A 16,541-nucleotide genomic window follows, 5' to 3' on the forward strand; every position below is an offset into this window, starting at 1 on the left:
TTTAACGTAGTGCTGGCACGGCTACTGTAGTGCTGGCGCTATTATCGCTGCGCCTTGGCGACATCGCAGATCCGTCTGGCCATTTTTTCCAGAGATACCTGCTCCTGCACATGACCCAGTTCAAAGGCCACCCGGGGCATACCGTAAACTACCGCCGATGTTTCATCCTGGCCCAGGGTCATTCCGCCTTCCTTGTAGATGGTACCCAACTGCTGGGCGCCGTCCCGTCCCATACCGGTCATGATCACCCCCAGGGCGTGGTTTTGATACACCAAGGCTACCGACGCGAAGAGCACATCCGCAGAAGGCCGGTGTCCGCTTACCAATGGCGCATCGGAAAGGTGGGCAACCACCCCGCCGCCGCGGCGTTCAACTTCCAGGTGCTTGTTTCCCTGGGCAATGAGGATGCGGCCGGGGAGTATGGCGTCCCCTTCTTCGGCTTCCTTTACATCCAGGGGGCAGAGCCGGTCGAGGCTCTTGGCAAATTCGTTGGTAAAGCCCTGGGGCATATGCTGAACCACCACGATGGGTACCGTAAGGTCCTTATCCAGGTTTGCAAAAACTATCCGCAGGGCATCGGGCCCGCCGGTGGAGATACCGATGGCGACAATTTCTGTCTTTGCGGGTTTGCGTACCGGAACCAGCGGCTTTGCTGCTGCTCCGGAGACACCCAGTATGGAGCTTACCGAACCGGGCTTGGCGCTGGTCAGGGGGGTAATGGTTTTCGCGGTGAAATCAATGGCGGGAACTACCTTTCTGCCCTGGCTGCGCCGGTATTGGCCGCCATAGCCCAGGAGCATCCCCACCAGGGTATCCTTTACGGTATGGATATCTTCGGAAACCGAGCCCGAAGGTTTCTGGATAAAGTCACTGGCCCCAAGAGCGAGGGCCTCCATGGTTATCTCCGCGCCCCGGGCGGCAATGGAGGAAAGAATGACCACCGGAATGGTGATCCCCAATTTTTTCCGTTCCTTGAGGAATTCGATGCCGTTCATTTCCGGCATTTCCAGGTCCAGAACGATAATATCCGGATTAACCCGGGGTATCTTTTGCAGGGCGAAGATGCCATTCATGGCCTTTTCGGCGATGACCAGCCCCGGTGTGGCTTCTATCATCCTGCCAATGAGGTTACGCATTAGCGCCGAATCATCAACAATTAATACTGCAACATCTTCAGCCACAATCTACTCCTATAAAGAGGCGTTGTCCCTAGATCCATTTCCTGTACAGGGTTGCCCACTGGGTTTTTACAAATTCAAATTTGGTGTTCATCCCAAAGAGGGATTCCGAATGGCCGATGAAGAGGAAGGCCTTGGATGCCATGGAATCCCAGAACCGGCCTACAACTCCGGCTTGGGTAACTTCGTCAAAATAGATGATCACGTTCCGGCAGAATATGATATCCAGATTACGCTGGCCCGAATCGTTTTTTAGATTGTGGTAGTCAAAGCGTATTTTAGACATGATTTCCGCCTTGACCTTATATCCCCCGGCAACTTTATCAAAGTACTTTTTCAGATAATTTTCGGGGATACCCTCTATCCGGCTGTCGGCGTAGAACCCTTCCTTACCGGTCATGAGGCATTTTAGGCTGATATCGCTGGCAACTATCTCAAATTTCCAGGGTGGGGGCAGGATTTCGGTTAAAAGCATGGCGATAGTATAGGGTTCTTCCCCGGTAGAACAGCCGGCGCTCCAGATTTTGATGGTAGTATTCCCCGTGGGCTTCTTGATATTCATCAATTCCGGGATAACATGGTGCTCCAGGGCATCAAAATGGGCTTGATTGCGGAAGAACCGGGTTAGATTGGTGGTAACCGAGTCGAGAAAACCCTTGAGCGCCTCTTTATCCTTGGAAATGGTACTGAAATAGGACGTCAGCGTTACCCCAGGGGTAGTCCTGAGCCGTTCCTTGAGTCTGCCCTCCAAGATTGAGCGGTTTGTTTTTGTAAAGTTGATACCGCTCTCATTATAAATAAGATCGCGATACCGTTCAAAATCAGCATCCGTCAAAACAATCTCATCTGCCATATACATCATAGTAAGGGTTGTATGAAATAGTGTCAATTATTCATCTAGCAATATACGCGAAAACTGCCCTTTTACGTTGACTAATGGATACCGCATCGGGATAATACTACCACATGAATAAGTATATTTTTGTCACCGGAGGCGTGTGTTCAAGCCTTGGGAAGGGGGTTGCGGCCTCTTCCTTGGGAGCCTTGCTTGAAGGACGGGGGCTTAATGTCCGGATGATTAAGTGCGATCCCTATATCAACGTGGACGCCGGGACCATGAGCCCCTACCAGCACGGGGAAGTCTATGTAACCGACGATGGCGGGGAGACGGACCTGGATCTGGGAAATTACGCCCGTTTTACCTCCGGGCCTCTTTCCCGGGCCAATTCCATCACCACCGGCCAGGTCTACGAGTCGGTTATCCGCAAAGAGCGGGAGGGTCGTTACCTGGGACGCTGTGTCCAGGTTATCCCCCACATTACCGACGAGATAAAGAGCCGGATTTTGGCGGTTTCCAAGAAAGATACCGATACTGATGTGGTAATCGTGGAGATAGGGGGTACCGTGGGGGATATCGAATCCATCCCCTTTCTGGAAGCAGCCCGGCAGCTTATTCATGAAATGGGCCGGGCCAACGCTCTTTCGGTGCATCTAACCCTGATCCCCGAGGTGGGGGAGGGGGAACTCAAGACCAAACCCACCCAGCACTCCGTAAAGGCTATGCAGGAGCAGGGAATTCAGCCGGATGTGCTGATATGCCGGGCGCCGGTATTGCTGGATGAGGCTACGCGCAGGAAGATAGCCCTTTTTACCAACGTAGAAAGCGACGCGGTATTTACTTCCTACAATGTGGACACTACAATTTATGAGGTACCCCTGATCTTTTTCGATCAGAAGCTGGATCAGGTGGCGCTCAAGAAGCTGGGGGTGGAAAGCAGGCACGCCAACCTGAAACCCTGGTACTCTATGATGGAGCGTTTTGAAGCCCGGAGCGGAAAGGTCCGGATCGGTATTGTGGGCAAGTACATGGATCTCCACGATTCCTATAAGTCGGTGTTTGAAGCCCTGTTCCATGCGGGCCTTGAAAGCCGGATTGAGGTGGAGCTGGTTAAGATAGACTCCTCCCGGCTGGAAGAAACCGAGGATGCCGAGGCGCTTTTGGGTTCCTCCGCGGCAGGCGGGGGCGTAGACGGCATACTGGTACCCGGGGGCTTTGGCCAGCGGGGTATCAACGGCATGGTTAAGGCCGCCGCCTGGGCCCGGACCCATAAGCTTCCCTACTTTGGTATATGCCTGGGGATGCAGATCATGGTGATAGAGTGGGCGCGGGATGTCCTGGGCTGGGAAGATGCGGATTCCACGGAATTCAACCAGGATACCAAGCATCCGGTGGTGAGCCTTTTGGAGGATCAGGTGGACGTGAAGAACTACGGCGGCACCATGCGCCTGGGAAAATGGGCCTCCGTACCGGAACCGAATTCTAAGTTTTTTGAAGCCTACAAGGAGAAGATCGTCTCCGAACGCCACCGGCACCGCTATGAGTTTGCCAACACCTTCCGTAAGGAGATGACCGATTCGGGACTCGCGCTTACGGGGTTTACCGAAGACAAGAGCCTGGTTGAAGCGGTGGAGTGGCCGGACCACCCCTGGGGCCTGGGCGTCCAGTTTCACCCGGAGTTTAAGTCCAAGCCCACCGCCGCCAGTCCCCTGTTCCGGGATTTTATTGCTGCGGTGAAAAAAGTAAAAGAGACTAAGGAATGACCAAGGAATGAAGAATAGCCACAGAGGGAAGGACACAGAGGGAAGAAAAAGAAAAGGGGGGGAGCCGCAAACCCGTTTTTCGGTGTTCTCTTCTTATCTCTATACCCTCTGTGGTTATTCTTTCTGTATTCTTCTTCTTCTTGCCTCCTGTACCTTCGATTATGGTGACGAAGTCTCCGAAAATGAGGATCTGCCGGATATAGTCATGGGGAATGTAGAATATGTCCGGGTTCGGGATGGGGACCCGGTGGTGCGTTTTCGGGCCCAATTAGCGGAACGATACGAAAACCGGCAGACCATGGAACTGCAAAATTTTTCTTTCGAACAGTTTTATTCCCACGGGGATGAGGTAAATGCCACCGGTAGAGCGGGGAGTGCTTTGGTAGAACTTGAGTCGGGGAATATACAACTGGAGAATAGTATTATTATTTCTGTGAATTCCGAGGATATCACCATAGAAACAGAAAATCTTTCCTGGGAGGATGAAAAACGTATCCTCGCCGGCAGGAATGAGGATACGGTGGTGGATATCCAGCGCTCCGATGGTACGGTCTTTTCCGGCCGGGGTTTCACCGCCGATGTCCGGAGAAGAACCTGGGTATTTAACGGAGGGGTAGAGGGAATCTATATCGATACGGAAGATGACGAGGAAACCGAAGTCGAAGCCGAGGAAATATCAGAAGAACTTGAAGGGGAAGTTCCTGCGGAACTGATGGAAGAGGGCAGCGATACTGCCGGAGAGATCCTGTGAGTATAAAATTTGCTGCCCCGGTCCTGGTTACCGCGGCGCTCATCCTTTCCGCCGGTTCCCCCGCTGGGGCCGATACCTTTTCCTTTAAGGCCGACCGTATGTCCGGGGGCCGGGCTGCGGGAAAAGAGATTACCATGCTTACGGGAAACGCCGAAGTACGATCCGACAATCTGGTCCTCAAGGCTAACCGAATAGAGCTTCAGGGGGATGATAATCAGTTTGTTGACTGTTCCGGTGATGTTTGGGGCATGGAGGAGGAAAAGAACATCCTCTTTCAGACCGACCGCCTGCGCTACGATCGGAAACTTAAGATAGCCCGGTTGGAGGGCAATTCCACCCTGGAGGACAAGGAGAACGAGATCGTCGCCAAGGGCCGCTTTATTGAGTATGACGACCAAAACGAGATCACGGTATTCCAAATCTCTGTACGGCTCTTTAAGGATGAACTGGTATGCCGGTCCGAATATGCGGTGTATCGCCGGCAGGCAAAATTGTTGGATCTTTCAGGATTCCCTGTGGTTTTTAAGAAAAGCGATGAATTCAGGGCCGATAGGATCCGGGTAGACCTTGATACCGACGATGTGACCATGGAAGGATCTGTTTCCGGTTCGATTAAGGAAAAAGAGAAAGAGGAAGAGGAAGAGGAAGCGAAAACCGAAGAATCAGCGCCGGAGTTGGAGTCGGAGCCGGTACCGATACTGGTTGAGGAATAATGCTCATGGATACCCAAACGACGTATATCTTAAGCATTACGGATCTTCATAAAAAGTTCGGCGCCAAGGAAGTGGTTCGGGGGGTCAACTTTTCCATGCATAATGGAGAAGTGGCGGGGCTGCTGGGGCCGAACGGCGCGGGAAAGACCACCATATTTTACATGATCGTAGGCTTCTATAAGCCTACCCAGGGAACGGTATGTTTAAATGGGGATGATATCACTGAAAAACCCATGTACCGCCGGGCCCGCTTGGGAGTTGCCTACCTTCCCCAGGAAGCCTCCATCTTTCGCAAGCTCACGGTGGAGCAGAATATCCGGGCCATCCTGGAAAGCCGTAAGGATATTGATAAGGAACAAAAGAAAGCCCGCCTGGAAGCACTGCTGGACGAGTTTGGCATTGCCCGTATCCGTACCCAGTTCGGTTATACCCTTTCCGGCGGCGAACGGCGGCGTACTGAAATCGCCCGGGCCTTGGCAACGGAGCCTAAGTTTCTGCTTCTGGACGAGCCTTTCGCGGGTATCGACCCCATAGCGGTCTACGAAATCAAGCAGATAATCCGCCGCCTGGCGGAAAAGGGCATAGGGATACTCATTACGGACCACAATGTTCGGGATACCCTGGAAATAACCACCGAGGCTTTTATCATAGCCGACGGTACCATAGTTGCCCAGGGAGACCGGGAGGTGATTCTGGCCAACGAGATGGTACGGGAAGTCTACCTGGGCAGTGAATTCAGAATGTAAGGCCCATCAATCTTGACAGACAGTAAAACTAAGGACACACTTAACTATTCCAATTCTGCATGTATCAAGAGAGGTTATCATGGATCAGAATTACCCTGAAGTAAAACTTGGATTAATCGCGGTATCCAGGGACTGTTTTGTACGTTCCCTTTCTGAAAATCGCCGGAAAGCCCTTGCCGAAGCCTGTGCAAAACAGGGCGTTTCAGTTTACGAAGCAAAAACTACCGTTGAAAATGAAAAAGATGCACTCAAAGCGGTGGATGAAGTAAAAAGTGCCGGTTGTAATGCCCTTATCGTATTTTTAGGGAATTTTGGCCCTGAAACTCCGGAAACCCTTATCGCACGGTTCTTCTCCGGGCCGGTGATGTACGCCGCCGCCACCGAGGAAACCGGCAAGGACCTTGCCAATGGCCGGGGTGACGCCTACTGCGGGATGCTTAACTGTTCCTACAACCTGGGGCTGCGGAAGCTCAAGGCGGTGATCCCCGAATATCCCGTGGGTACGGCGGATGATATCGCCCGTATGGCGGTGGATTTTGTCCCCGTTGCCCGGGCCATCTTGGGCCTTGCGTCCCTGAAGATTATCAGTTTTGGTCCCCGGCCCCAGGATTTCTTTGCCTGCAATGCCCCCATTAAGGGGCTCTACGATATTGGGGTAGAAATAGAAGAGAATTCTGAGCTGGACCTTCTGGTAGCCTACCGGGCTCATAAAGACGATACGCGCATTCCCGCCGTGGTCAAGTCCATGGCGGATGAGCTTGGCGCGGGGAACCGGTATCCGGATATGCTCCCCCGGCTTGCCCAGTTTGAGCTCACCCTGCTGGACTGGGCGGAGGAGCACCGGGGCTCCCGGAGCTATGTGTCCTTCGCCAATAAATGCTGGCCCGCATTTCCCACGGAATTTGGTTTTGAACCCTGTTATGTCAATTCCCGGCTGACCGCCCGGGGCATCCCCGTGAGCTGCGAGGTGGATATCTACGGTTCCCTAAGCGAATACATAGGCGCCTGCCTCAGCCATGATGCGGTTACCCTGCTGGATATCAACAATACCGTCCCCCAGGATCTGTATGACGGGGCGATTAAGGGGAAGCATTCCTACGGGCTCAACGATGTGTTCATGGGCTTCCACTGCGGCAATACTCCCCGCTGTAAGCTCCGTAACGAAGATAACACCGCCCTTAAGTTCCAGCTTATCCAGAACCGGCTCCTGGAAAAAGGCGGGAAACCTGATATCACCAGAGGAACCCTGGAGGGGGACATCGCGGCGGGGGATATCACCTTCTACCGGCTGCACGCCAACGCCGATGGTGCCCTTCAGGCCTATATAGCCCAGGGGGAGGTCCTTCCGGCGGCTACCGGTTCCTTTGGCGGTATCGGCATATTCGCTATCCCCGATATGGGGCGGTTTTATCGCCATGTACTCATCGAAAAACGCTTCCCCCACCATGGGGCGGTGGCCTTTGGTAAATACGGCAAGGCTCTTTTCACGGTTTTTGACTACCTGGGGGTACCGGAGATACACTATAACCGGCCAAAAGGACTGTTATATCCCCGGGAAAATCCATTCACCTAAAACCGGTAACGGGTTTTCTCGCTCCCCCTTGACAAATTTGGTCTCCCGAATGTATTATAGACTGTACTTTAATACTCATCGGTAAGGGGTCAACAATGCCTTGGATAATGTGGGTTATCCTCCCTCTTGCCGGGTTAACCTTAGGCTGGACTATAAGATGGCTGTATGCCAGATTTCAACTTACGGCATCGGAGCAACGCGCCGAACGTATAAAACAGGATGCGATAAAGGAAGCTGACGCTAAAAAGAAGGAAATTCTTCTTGAAGCAAAAGAACAAGTTATCCGCGATCGGAACCAGCAGGAAAGGGAGACTCGGGAACGCAGGGGTGAACTGCAGAGATATGAAAAACGTGTCTTGCAGAAAGAAGAAGCTGTAGATAAGAAGACGGCTCAGATAGAGAAGACTGAACAGACTCTGGCCGACATGGAACAATCCCTGCAAGCCCGGAGCGGAGCTCTGGAGAAAGAAGAAGAGCGGTACCGGGCGGAACTGGAACGAATTTCCGGACTTACCGTGGACGAAGCGAAGGCTCTCATCATTCGGGATATGGAGAATGAGGCCAGACATGATGCCCAGGGGCTTATCAATAAGATTGAGCAGGAGGCCAACCTCTCCGCGGAAAAGAAAGCCCGGGATGTGTTGATTGCCGCTATTCAACGGCTGGCTACGGATGTTACCGGTGAGGTGACCGTGGCTACCGTAACTCTTCCCAACGACGAGATGAAGGGGCGGATCATAGGCCGGGAAGGGCGGAACATCCGTACCCTGGAAACTCTGACCGGGGTGGATATCATCATTGATGATACTCCGGAAGCGGTGGTTATCTCCTGTTTTGACCCGGTACGCCGGGAAATTGCTAAAATTGCCCTGGAACGGCTCATCACCGACGGACGGATCCACCCTGCCCGTATCGAAGAAATTGTTACCAAGGTTACCAAGGATATATCCCAGAAGATCTTTGAAGAGGGTGAGAAGGTACTCTTCGACCTGGGGATCCACAATATCAACCAGGAAGCTATCCGCGCCCTGGGACGGCTCTATTTCCGTACCAGCTATGGCCAGAATGTGTTATCCCACTCCAAGGAAGTGGCGGTTATTGCGGGCATCTTAGCCGCTGAGATCGGCGCCAACCGGGAACTAGCCAAGCGGGGGGCGCTGCTCCACGATATCGGTAAGGGGATCGAGAGTGATTCGGACCTGAACCACGCGGAGATCGGCATGGACATGGCCCGGAAGATGGGGGAGGACCCGCGGATTATCAACGCCGTTGGGAGCCACCACAACGATATAGAGCCGTCCTGCATCGAATCGGTGCTGGTCCAGATTGCCGACGCAATTTCTGCAGCCCGGCCCGGCGCCCGCCGGGAAACTTTGGACAATTATGTTAAGCGGCTGGAAAATCTGGAAAATATTGCCACGGGCTTTACCGGGGTGGAAAAGGCCTTTGCCATACAGGCAGGGCGGGAACTGCGGATCATCGTAAACAACGAGGCGGTGAACGATGAGCAGTCCAGGGATCTGGCTAAACAGATTGCCAAGAAGATTGAAAACGATCTGCGTTATCCCGGAAGAATCAGGGTAACGATTATCCGGGAAACTAGGATCACTGAATACGCACGGTAACGGAGCATATGGCCTTTTCGTTTTTTACCTGGATTACTTCGCTGTTTACCGGTGGGAATGATCCCGTACGAGCCAAAAAACGGCTGTTGAAACGGATGGCCAAGAGTTTGGCCGCTAATAAGTACGGGAAGTTCTACCGGCTAAAGACTGAAGAGGCGTCCCCCGAACTAGCTCAGTTCTTTTTCGATGTTTATAAGGTCATCGCTCCGGCTCAGGGTTTTCTTCAGAATGCAGCCCAGTCAACCCAGTTGAAAATGGCGGTGATCTACAATTTTCTGGATAAGCGGCAGCGGGATATACTGGAGCAGCTTTCTCTGGAAATCATTGAGCTCAGGGCTGATACAACGCCCCCCAAGGAACTTTACCGCCAGATGCAGGGTGAATTCGACAGCCTGGCGGCGGGCTTTGATACGGAGCTCGTCAGTTCCATTGACGCTTGTTACAGCCTGATCATGATCCTGGCCAAATTTGTTAATTACGATTTTTATTTTTTGCTGAAAAAATTCGACAGCCAGTTAGGTGAACGCAGCTTTAGTAAGAAACCGCTGTTCAGCCCTGTCCGGGGCATAGGGGTTTCCGATGAGATTAAAGATTTTCTTGAACTCACCGGTGGCCTTGATCCGGACCGGAATTGGAATGAAGTCCTGGGGATACTGGGTGAGTGCAAAGGGGCGGAGGTACTTAATCTAAAACTCTGGAACAGCCTGCTGCTCCGGATACGGGATGTTAAACGATCGGGTATCCTGGAAATGATGATCCGGTTTATCGATACGGACCCGCACTGGGGATGGGAGCCCAATGTTCCCAAGGTGGATATCACCGCTGCCTACCTGGAAACGATCCGGATCGAAATATTTGAATATCTTACCCGGATCACCACCGCTAAACGGGATGAGCAGATTCTTGAGTGCGCCAAGGCGGTTTTTGGCGACCATGAGGTGAACCGGCTCAAGAACTATACCGAGCGGGGCGGTGATATGTACAAGAAAAAAAATTTTGCCGGTTTTACCTATGCCCGGGGGCTCAATTATTTAATAGTTTTTCTCCTGGATGAAAAGCCGCAGTTTCAGTATTTCTACGATCTGATCCTGATCCGCGGTCAGTGGGTTTCCCCCGTTTTGTCCATGCCCCTGTCGGAATCGGTACGGCTGCTTTTAAGCTTTCCCGACAGGATTAACCATCTGGACGAATCCCTTTCCGACTTTGGCATGTACGGCAACAAGCTTAAAAATTCGCTCATGAGGGTTGAAAAGGAAAAAAGCCAGACACGGGTTATCAGTACAAACTTGGAAACCCTGAATGGCGACGCGAAGCAGATCATCAGCGATGCTATCTTCAACCTTTCTGTTTTGGCAGACGGCTTCGCGGGAATTCTTGATGATTACCGGAAAAATCCCTCGGCAATTATTCTGAACTGGGAGGAATTGGATTCTTTTTCCGTTGAACCCCTGGAAGGCCGGATTTCCGAAATGTATAGCAAGCTGCTCAATATGCTGCAATTGCTGCGGCTCTTTGTTCAGACTTCCACCGATTCCGATTAGGCGCTCTGGATTAAGCGGCGTTTAGAGTCTATACTACCCCCATGCCGGTATTAAAACTTATCATGATTGGCGATGTGGTGGGAGAAAGCGGGATTGCTGTTCTGGAAAAGCTGCTGCCTGCCCTTATCGAGAAAGAGAGGGCGGATTTTGTGGTGGTCAACGGGGAAAACGCCGCCGCCGGCTTTGGCATAACCGAAGCGGAGAAAGTGCGTATCCTTAATGCAGGGGCGGACCTGATCACCACCGGGAACCATGTTTGGGAAAAACGGGAATTCTGGCCGGTCCTGGACCAGGATGAACGGATACTCCGGCCGGCGAATTATCCCGGAAAGTCGGCGGGCCGGGGCTGGAGGGAGATCAGAAAAAATGATGTCCCCTGGCTGGTGATAAATCTCCAGGGCCGCGAACTGATGACCCCCATAGACTGCCCTTTTAAGGCTTTTGATTCGATTATTGACAGCCAGGGCGCTTTGGTTACCGAATTCCATTCCCTGCTGAACACCGATGGTTCGACGCCGGACATTTTGCGGAAATACGGCGCCGTGGTGGTGGTTGATTTCCACGCGGAATCCACAAAGGAAAAGGAAGCCCTGGGCTTTTACCTGGACGGAAGGGCCAGCGTTGTGGCGGGTACCCATACCCATGTGCAAACCGCGGACGAGCGGGTACTAAAACAGGGAACCGCCTACATCACCGACTTGGGGATGACCGGCGTATCAGGCGGGGTTATCGGCATGGACACCAAGGTTTGTCTGGACCGTGCCCGAACCCAGGTACTGTACCGCATGAACTGCGCCGACCCTTCCCCCGGGCAGCCGTCGGAACTTCAGGGTATACTTACAGAAATTGATCAGGAAACGGGCAAAGCAATTTCGATCCGGCGGATCCGGGTCTCAAGAGACCAGTAGATCTCTTGAGACTAGAATGAGCTCCTGCTCAGGGGGCTTCCTATACCGATTCTTTCTCCAAGAAAATCTACCCTGTTGCCTTCGATGAGGATTTGCACATCGGAGATGTTGGGGAATTCTGTGGCAGTCCAGATTATCTGCCAGAGCTGGCCCATATATCCTTCCACACCATAGGTGTTAAACTGAAACTCCTCACTAAAACTAATATACGCGGTGGAGCCCCGTACTTCGGCCCGGAGCAGTTTGGTACCCGGAGGAATCAGGGATCTGAGCCTGGGGTCCCGGCGCTGCTCTTCCGCCGTGGGGCCCTGGAGGAGGAGCCGTACCGTATCCGCCAGGGGAGAAGCGGATGTTACAGAGCGGGTAACCGCTTGCCGCAGGAGGGCGCCGTCCCCATCAACCCGTATGAAGTAGAGGGCCCGGTCCCGGCTTTGCCCGGCGGGGGGGCTTACGGGCGGTGCGGCAGGCTTGGGTTCCGGAACGGCGACGGGGGTATCCTCCACCGTATCGACGGCAGGCGGTTCTTCCGTTGGAAGTACCGCTGGGGCAGCGGGTTCATCGGCGGTAACGGTGGCAGCCGGCAGCTCCGGGGCTGACGGAAGTTCCGGGACATTGGCGTCCGGGGCGTTTTCCTCGGTTTCAGTTTTATTGAAGAGACGATCCAGAAGGCCCGTATTTTCAACGCTGGATCGGATAAGCTGCAGGTTCACGAAAAAAAGGCTGATCACAATGATAAAAAAAAGGGTCCAGAAGATAAAGGACGCACGTTTTTTCGGCGGAGGCGGGGGATTGGTTTTTCTGTTTTTTGGGGCTGCCACAGTTCAATAATAGAGGAAATGATACGCGGGGTCAATGAGACTATATTTTATCTGTCAGCCTGTACTAAAATACAGCCATGAAAGAGTTCCATGAGTCGACCCTGCGTATTTTGGCAGCCATTAAGGCGGTACCTAAGGGCCGGGTTTCCAGTTACCGGAATATTGCCCTGGCGGCGGGACTGCCCAATGGCGCCCGGCAGGTAGCCCGGATACTCCATTCCCTGGCTGAAAAGGAAAAGCTCCCCTGGCACCGGATCATCAAAGCCGACGGCCGCATCGCCCTGGGCGAAGGAAACGGCCGGGAACTCCAGATCAGCCTGCTCCGATCCGAGGGGGTGCGGGTGAGCAAGGCCGGGGTGGTGGATATGGGATGCTACGGTATTCAGTACAGCTTGTAGCTCAGAATTGCGGCGGCCCGGTAGAAGCTTAGGAGGGGGTCCTCGGTTTTGAGATGCCGGTCCTGGTAAAACACATCCTTGGCCAGATCATCCTCACGGCCCTCAGTATAACTGCGGCGGGTATGGAACTGGACTATCAGGGCGGCGCTGAATTTTTCGGTGATAGTAAAATTGAAGAGGGGCCCAAAGGTCCAGCGGCCCAGGTCGTCCCCCCAATCTTTTCGGTGCGGGGTGTCGTAGAGGTAGAGCTCCATCTCCGCCATGAGACCCACGGTATTGAGGAAGATCGGCATCTGATAGCCCAGGAGGTAATTGCCGTAGTAGTTTAAACCGTTACGGTTCTGGCCGTCGTCGTTTTCAAAATACCAGGAATCGCCTGAGGAGGCTGCGGTATTGCCCTTGTAACGGGCCTCGTGGTAGGTACGGAACACCACATGGTTCCAGTCCCCGGGAAGGATGGCGGCCAGATCAAACTGGAAAACAGCCCCGCCATAGGCGCTCCAGAGGAGGCCGTCAAAAGGGCTGCCGTCTACTTCGGGCTTTGTGGTGTCGCCTACCCGGCGGTTAATCCCTATGCCGTAAATATCGTTACCAAAAAGTTCAATATTCCAGCCCGAACCGATGCGCGCCCCCGCAACGGCCTGCAGAAAAGCGATGGGAGTAAACACCGCCTCGGCGATTCCGTTTACTGAAACTGGGGAAAGCTCCGCAGTAAGGGCCAGGCTGAGATTGTTGCCCTCCGTAAGAGGACTTTCGCTCCGCAGCAGGGGGAAGATAAAATTTTGGGTAATCCCCAGTTTGATCTCCGGCAGGGTTGATGTCTGAAGCGTTAAGCCCGTGGTATTCCGGATCTCCGAATCTGCCTTGAGGGGAAGGGCCGCAAGCAGGAGGACCGGGATAAAAAGGGGTATGAGCCGCTTCATTATTTTACCGCTTCAAAACCCGCCTGGATGGCCGCCACGTTCATGGGCACAAACTTGTGCTTGTCCGCGGAGAAAAAGTTTTTCAGGATGGGCTCTATCGCGTTAATGGAAAGCGCCCCGGTAAGTTTGGCCATGACACCCAGGGCTACCATGTTGGCGATGCGGCTATGCCCGATTTTTTCCGCTATGCCCTGGAGGTCGATGCGGGTTACCTTGAGGTCCGTACGCTTTGGCTCCTCCTTAACCAGGGATGAATTGATCAGCAGTATCCCCCCTTGTTTGAGGATCCCCTCGCAAAGGGGGAGGGATTCCGGGTTCATCACCAGGGCGGAATCGGGGATGGTAACCAGGGGGCTGGCGATTTCTTCATCCGAGACGATTACCCCGGCCCTGGCGATACCGCCCCGCTTTTCGGCGCCGTAGAAGGGGAAGAAGGTGACATTTTTCCCTTCCTTCATGGCGCAGTACACCCAGATCTGTCCCAGGGAGACAATACCCTGGCCGCCGAAACCGGCGAATAATGATTTTTCCGTCATTTAAGGCCTCCCTTGGAAGCTGCGCTCAGGGTGTCCTTGATTTCACCCAGGGGGTAAAAGGGGATCATGTTTTCCTCCAGCCATTCCATTGCCGGTATGGGGTCCAGGCCCCAGTTGGTGGGACAGGAGGAGAGGACTTCAACCATGGTAAATCCTACCCCCGCAAGCTGGGCCTCCAGGGCCTTGCGGATATACTGTTTGGTTTTCCGGGTGTTGGCGGGGGTGTTCACCGCGCTGCGGGCTATGTAGCGGGTCCCCTCAAGCTGCGCTAAAAGTTCCGAGACTTTTATGGGGTAGCCCATACCCGCGGCGTCCGGGTCCCGGCCCAGGGGAGCGGTGGCGGCCTTCTGGCCTATCAGGGTGGTGGGGGCCATCTGCCCGCCGGTCATGCCGTAAATAGCGTTGTTAACAAAAATGGTGGTGAACTTTTCCGCCCGGTTTGCGGCGTGGATCATTTCCGCAGTACCGATGGCGGCCATGTCGCCGTCCCCCTGGTAACAGATAACCAGGTGATCCGGCAGGACCCGCTTGATAGCCGTGGCAGCCGCGGGGGTACGTCCGTGGGCCGGCTGTACCGTATCGAAGTCAAAGTACAGATCCGCCCAGATAGCGCAGCCCACAGGATTGGTGATGATGGTCCGGTCTCGCAGGCCCATCTCGTCCACCAGTTCGGTGATGATACGGTGGATAACCCCGTGACCGCAGCCGGCGCAATATTTTGTAGAAATGTTGTATAAACTTTTAGGATGTCCGTAGAGTTGTTTCATGATTTCCCTCCCAGTATCTCCTTCACTTTCTCGAAGACCTCTTCCTCCGTGGGAATGATCCCGCCGGAGTGGGCCAATAGATGCACCGGAGATCGGGGCCCTGACGGGTCCGCCTCATAAACCGAAAGTTTCACATCCTCTATCAACTGGCCTTCGCTCATCTCTACGGTGAGCAGGGGCTTACCCGTGGAGGCAATCCTAGCCAGAGCCTTGTAGGGGAAGGGCCAAAGGGTAATGGGCCGGAACAGTCCTACTTTAATCCCCTCCTTTTCGGCAAGCTTCTTGGCGCCTAGGGCGATCCGGGCGGAGGTTCCGTAGGCAACCAGGGTAATATCCGGCCCCTCGCCGGTAAAGGCATTACAGGCGGTACGGTAACCCACCGCTTCAAAACGAAGTTCCTTAGCCTTTATTTCCTCATAGCGGATCAGCCGCTTTTTGTTCCGCGCTTCCAGTACCGCCGGGTCCAGGAATATCGAGGTGATATGCACCGCAGGCCCCCCGGCTTTGCCTTCCCGCTCCGGCAGATGCCCGGCAGTCCAGTCCCGCTTGGGCAGGTCCCCTAGGGGCCGTTCCGGAGGTAGAACCACCCCTTCCATCATCTGGCCTATCATACCGTCCGCCAGGACGATTACGGGGATACGGTATTGGTCCGCTAAATCAAAGGCAAGATAGGTCAGGTCCGCACATTCCTGGACGCTCTTGGGGGCCAGTACGATGTTGTAGTAATCCCCATGGCCGCCGCCACGGGTGGATTGGAAGTAATCGCTCTGGGCGGGGGCTATGGAGCCCAACCCCGGGCCGCCCCGGACCACGTTAACCAGCACCAGGGGGATATCCGCCCCGGCGGCATAGGACATGCCTTCCTGCTTTAAGCTGATGCCGGGGCTGGAAGAGCTGGTCATAGCCCGGGCTCCGGCGGTGGAAGCGCCGTAGACCATATTAATCGCCGCAACCTCGCTTTCCGCCTGGATAAAAATCCGGTTCTTTTCGAGCATATTTTTTGCCATATAGGCGGCAATCTCGCTCTGGGGGGTAATGGGGTAGCCGAAATAGGCGGTACACCCCGCCCGAATCGCCGCTTCGGCGATGGCGTCATTCCCCTTCATCAGTTGAATGTTTTCGTCGCTCATGCGGAAGCCCCCTCTAAATCAAAAATCTCGATGCACACATCGGGACAAACCTCAAAGCAGTTCCCGCAGGCTATACACTTTTCCGGATTGGCCGGAAAAGAGGGATACACCCCCGAAGCGTTGAGCCCCGTATCTTTTTCCAGCACCTTTACCGGACAAGCCCGGATACACAACAAACACCCTTTACACAGTTCCCGGTCAATAACGACCTTCCCCTTCCTCGCCATAGGGCCTCCTCTCTTAGCGCCGCAATGATTCGGTTATTGTATAGAAAAGGGGAAATTACCGCAAGGGAAGGGGGAACGCCGACAGCTAGCCCGAGCGGTGCTTTCA

The 16,541-nt window shown here is 54.0% G+C and carries 17 protein-coding genes; 9 read left to right on the top strand and 8 right to left on the bottom strand.

Going from position 1 to position 16,541, the window contains the following annotated elements; genetic code table 11:
* Positions 1-41: 41 nt before the first annotated feature.
* On the bottom strand, positions 42-1,136 hold the full coding sequence (cheB, locus tag TPRIMZ1_RS0108935; protein WP_051004302.1) for a chemotaxis-specific protein-glutamate methyltransferase CheB: 1,095 nt from the start codon (positions 1,134-1,136) through the stop codon (positions 42-44).
* Between the two features lie 73 nt (positions 1,137-1,209).
* Positions 1,210-2,031: a CheR family methyltransferase gene (locus tag TPRIMZ1_RS0108940; RefSeq protein WP_010258018.1), complete on the bottom strand. Its 822-nt coding sequence runs from the start codon at positions 2,029-2,031 to the stop codon at positions 1,210-1,212.
* A 113-nt stretch (positions 2,032-2,144) separates the two neighbouring features.
* Here TPRIMZ1_RS0108940 and TPRIMZ1_RS0108945 point away from each other — a divergent pair, with 113 nt between their 5' ends.
* From TPRIMZ1_RS0108945 to TPRIMZ1_RS0108980, 8 genes are all read left to right on the top strand, one after another.
* Positions 2,145-3,779 (top strand): CTP synthase, encoded by a 1,635-nt coding sequence (locus TPRIMZ1_RS0108945; RefSeq protein ID WP_010258021.1) that lies wholly within the window; start codon positions 2,145-2,147, stop codon positions 3,777-3,779.
* Positions 3,780-3,786: 7 nt separating this feature from the next.
* Positions 3,787-4,530, top strand: a complete 744-nt coding sequence (gene lptC / locus TPRIMZ1_RS0108950) for an LPS export ABC transporter periplasmic protein LptC (protein WP_010258024.1) — start codon at positions 3,787-3,789, stop codon at positions 4,528-4,530.
* Complete coding sequence (locus TPRIMZ1_RS0108955; protein ID WP_010258030.1) at positions 4,527-5,243, top strand: LptA/OstA family protein; 717 nt, start codon at positions 4,527-4,529, stop codon at positions 5,241-5,243. The genes lptC and TPRIMZ1_RS0108955 overlap by 4 nt, the downstream gene beginning before the upstream one ends.
* Positions 5,243-5,989: an LPS export ABC transporter ATP-binding protein gene (gene lptB, locus TPRIMZ1_RS0108960; RefSeq protein ID WP_010258033.1), complete on the top strand. Its 747-nt coding sequence runs from the start codon at positions 5,243-5,245 to the stop codon at positions 5,987-5,989. The genes TPRIMZ1_RS0108955 and lptB overlap by 1 nt, the downstream gene beginning before the upstream one ends.
* A 79-nt stretch (positions 5,990-6,068) precedes the next feature.
* Complete coding sequence (locus TPRIMZ1_RS0108965) at positions 6,069-7,562, top strand: L-fucose/L-arabinose isomerase family protein (protein WP_010258036.1); 1,494 nt, start codon at positions 6,069-6,071, stop codon at positions 7,560-7,562.
* A gap of 95 nt (positions 7,563-7,657) precedes the next feature.
* On the top strand, positions 7,658-9,187 hold the full coding sequence (gene rny / locus TPRIMZ1_RS0108970; RefSeq protein ID WP_026043628.1) for a ribonuclease Y: 1,530 nt from the start codon (positions 7,658-7,660) through the stop codon (positions 9,185-9,187).
* 8 nt (positions 9,188-9,195) lie between these two features.
* A complete protein-coding gene (locus tag TPRIMZ1_RS0108975) occupies positions 9,196-10,728 on the top strand; it encodes a DUF5312 family protein (protein ID WP_010258039.1) in 1,533 nt (510 codons plus the stop codon).
* Positions 10,729-10,769: 41 nt separating this feature from the next.
* On the top strand, positions 10,770-11,636 hold the full coding sequence (locus TPRIMZ1_RS0108980) for a TIGR00282 family metallophosphoesterase (RefSeq protein ID WP_010258041.1): 867 nt from the start codon (positions 10,770-10,772) through the stop codon (positions 11,634-11,636).
* Positions 11,637-11,647: 11 nt separating this feature from the next.
* Here the strand turns inward: TPRIMZ1_RS0108980 and TPRIMZ1_RS0108985 are convergent, their stop codons facing one another.
* The gene (locus TPRIMZ1_RS0108985) at positions 11,648-12,454 is read right to left on the bottom strand and encodes a GerMN domain-containing protein (protein WP_010258043.1); all 807 of its coding nucleotides are present in this window, start codon (positions 12,452-12,454) and stop codon (positions 11,648-11,650) included.
* A 77-nt stretch (positions 12,455-12,531) separates the two neighbouring features.
* On the opposite strand from TPRIMZ1_RS0108985, the gene TPRIMZ1_RS0108990 reads away from it, so the two are divergent.
* The gene (locus tag TPRIMZ1_RS0108990; protein WP_010258045.1) at positions 12,532-12,852 is read left to right on the top strand and encodes an MGMT family protein; all 321 of its coding nucleotides are present in this window, start codon (positions 12,532-12,534) and stop codon (positions 12,850-12,852) included.
* Here the strand turns inward: TPRIMZ1_RS0108990 and TPRIMZ1_RS0108995 are convergent.
* Genes TPRIMZ1_RS0108995 through TPRIMZ1_RS0109015 form a run of 5 tightly spaced genes read right to left on the bottom strand, consistent with a single transcriptional unit; the run spans position 12,837 to position 16,435 of the window.
* The gene (locus tag TPRIMZ1_RS0108995; RefSeq protein WP_010258047.1) at positions 12,837-13,775 is read right to left on the bottom strand and encodes a hypothetical protein; all 939 of its coding nucleotides are present in this window, start codon (positions 13,773-13,775) and stop codon (positions 12,837-12,839) included. The two genes, TPRIMZ1_RS0108990 and TPRIMZ1_RS0108995, sit on opposite strands and share 16 nt — an antisense overlap.
* Positions 13,775-14,311, bottom strand: a complete 537-nt coding sequence (locus TPRIMZ1_RS0109000) for a 2-oxoacid:acceptor oxidoreductase family protein (RefSeq protein WP_010258049.1) — start codon at positions 14,309-14,311, stop codon at positions 13,775-13,777. Before TPRIMZ1_RS0109000 ends, TPRIMZ1_RS0108995 begins: the two co-directional genes overlap by 1 nt.
* Positions 14,308-15,078, bottom strand: coding sequence for a thiamine pyrophosphate-dependent enzyme (locus TPRIMZ1_RS0109005; protein WP_010258052.1), 771 nt, complete (start codon positions 15,076-15,078; stop codon positions 14,308-14,310). The genes TPRIMZ1_RS0109000 and TPRIMZ1_RS0109005 overlap by 4 nt, the downstream gene beginning before the upstream one ends.
* Positions 15,075-16,208, bottom strand: coding sequence for a 3-methyl-2-oxobutanoate dehydrogenase subunit VorB (vorB, locus tag TPRIMZ1_RS0109010; protein ID WP_010258054.1), 1,134 nt, complete (start codon positions 16,206-16,208; stop codon positions 15,075-15,077). The genes TPRIMZ1_RS0109005 and vorB overlap by 4 nt, the downstream gene beginning before the upstream one ends.
* A complete protein-coding gene (locus TPRIMZ1_RS0109015; protein ID WP_010258056.1) occupies positions 16,205-16,435 on the bottom strand; it encodes a 4Fe-4S dicluster domain-containing protein in 231 nt (76 codons plus the stop codon). The genes vorB and TPRIMZ1_RS0109015 overlap by 4 nt, the downstream gene beginning before the upstream one ends.
* Between the last annotated feature and the right edge of the window lie 106 nt (positions 16,436-16,541).

This window comes from Treponema primitia ZAS-1, from assembly GCF_000297095.1.
In the GTDB taxonomy this organism is placed as follows: domain Bacteria; phylum Spirochaetota; class Spirochaetia; order Treponematales; family Breznakiellaceae; genus Termitinema; species Termitinema primitia_A.

Bases quoted from the DNA above. Each gene is read 5' to 3' on its own strand.
- cheB (WP_051004302.1), bottom strand. From the start codon at position 1,136: ATGCGTAACCTCATTGGCAGGATGATAGAAGCCACACCGGGGCTGGTC.
- TPRIMZ1_RS0108940 (WP_010258018.1), bottom strand. From the start codon at position 2,031: ATGGCAGATGAGATTGTTTTGACGGATGCTGATTTTGAACGGTATCGC.
- TPRIMZ1_RS0108945 (WP_010258021.1), top strand. From the start codon at position 2,145: ATGAATAAGTATATTTTTGTCACCGGAGGCGTGTGTTCAAGCCTTGGG.
- lptC (WP_010258024.1), top strand. From the start codon at position 3,787: ATGAAGAATAGCCACAGAGGGAAGGACACAGAGGGAAGAAAAAGAAAA.
- lptB (WP_010258033.1), top strand. From the start codon at position 5,243: ATGCTCATGGATACCCAAACGACGTATATCTTAAGCATTACGGATCTT.
- TPRIMZ1_RS0108965 (WP_010258036.1), top strand. From the start codon at position 6,069: ATGGATCAGAATTACCCTGAAGTAAAACTTGGATTAATCGCGGTATCC.
- rny (WP_026043628.1), top strand. From the start codon at position 7,658: ATGCCTTGGATAATGTGGGTTATCCTCCCTCTTGCCGGGTTAACCTTA.
- TPRIMZ1_RS0108975 (WP_010258039.1), top strand. From the start codon at position 9,196: ATGGCCTTTTCGTTTTTTACCTGGATTACTTCGCTGTTTACCGGTGGG.
- TPRIMZ1_RS0108980 (WP_010258041.1), top strand. From the start codon at position 10,770: ATGCCGGTATTAAAACTTATCATGATTGGCGATGTGGTGGGAGAAAGC.
- TPRIMZ1_RS0108990 (WP_010258045.1), top strand. From the start codon at position 12,532: ATGAAAGAGTTCCATGAGTCGACCCTGCGTATTTTGGCAGCCATTAAG.
- TPRIMZ1_RS0108995 (WP_010258047.1), bottom strand. From the start codon at position 13,775: ATGAAGCGGCTCATACCCCTTTTTATCCCGGTCCTCCTGCTTGCGGCC.
- TPRIMZ1_RS0109000 (WP_010258049.1), bottom strand. From the start codon at position 14,311: ATGACGGAAAAATCATTATTCGCCGGTTTCGGCGGCCAGGGTATTGTC.
- TPRIMZ1_RS0109005 (WP_010258052.1), bottom strand. From the start codon at position 15,078: ATGAAACAACTCTACGGACATCCTAAAAGTTTATACAACATTTCTACA.
- vorB (WP_010258054.1), bottom strand. From the start codon at position 16,208: ATGAGCGACGAAAACATTCAACTGATGAAGGGGAATGACGCCATCGCC.
- TPRIMZ1_RS0109015 (WP_010258056.1), bottom strand. From the start codon at position 16,435: ATGGCGAGGAAGGGGAAGGTCGTTATTGACCGGGAACTGTGTAAAGGG.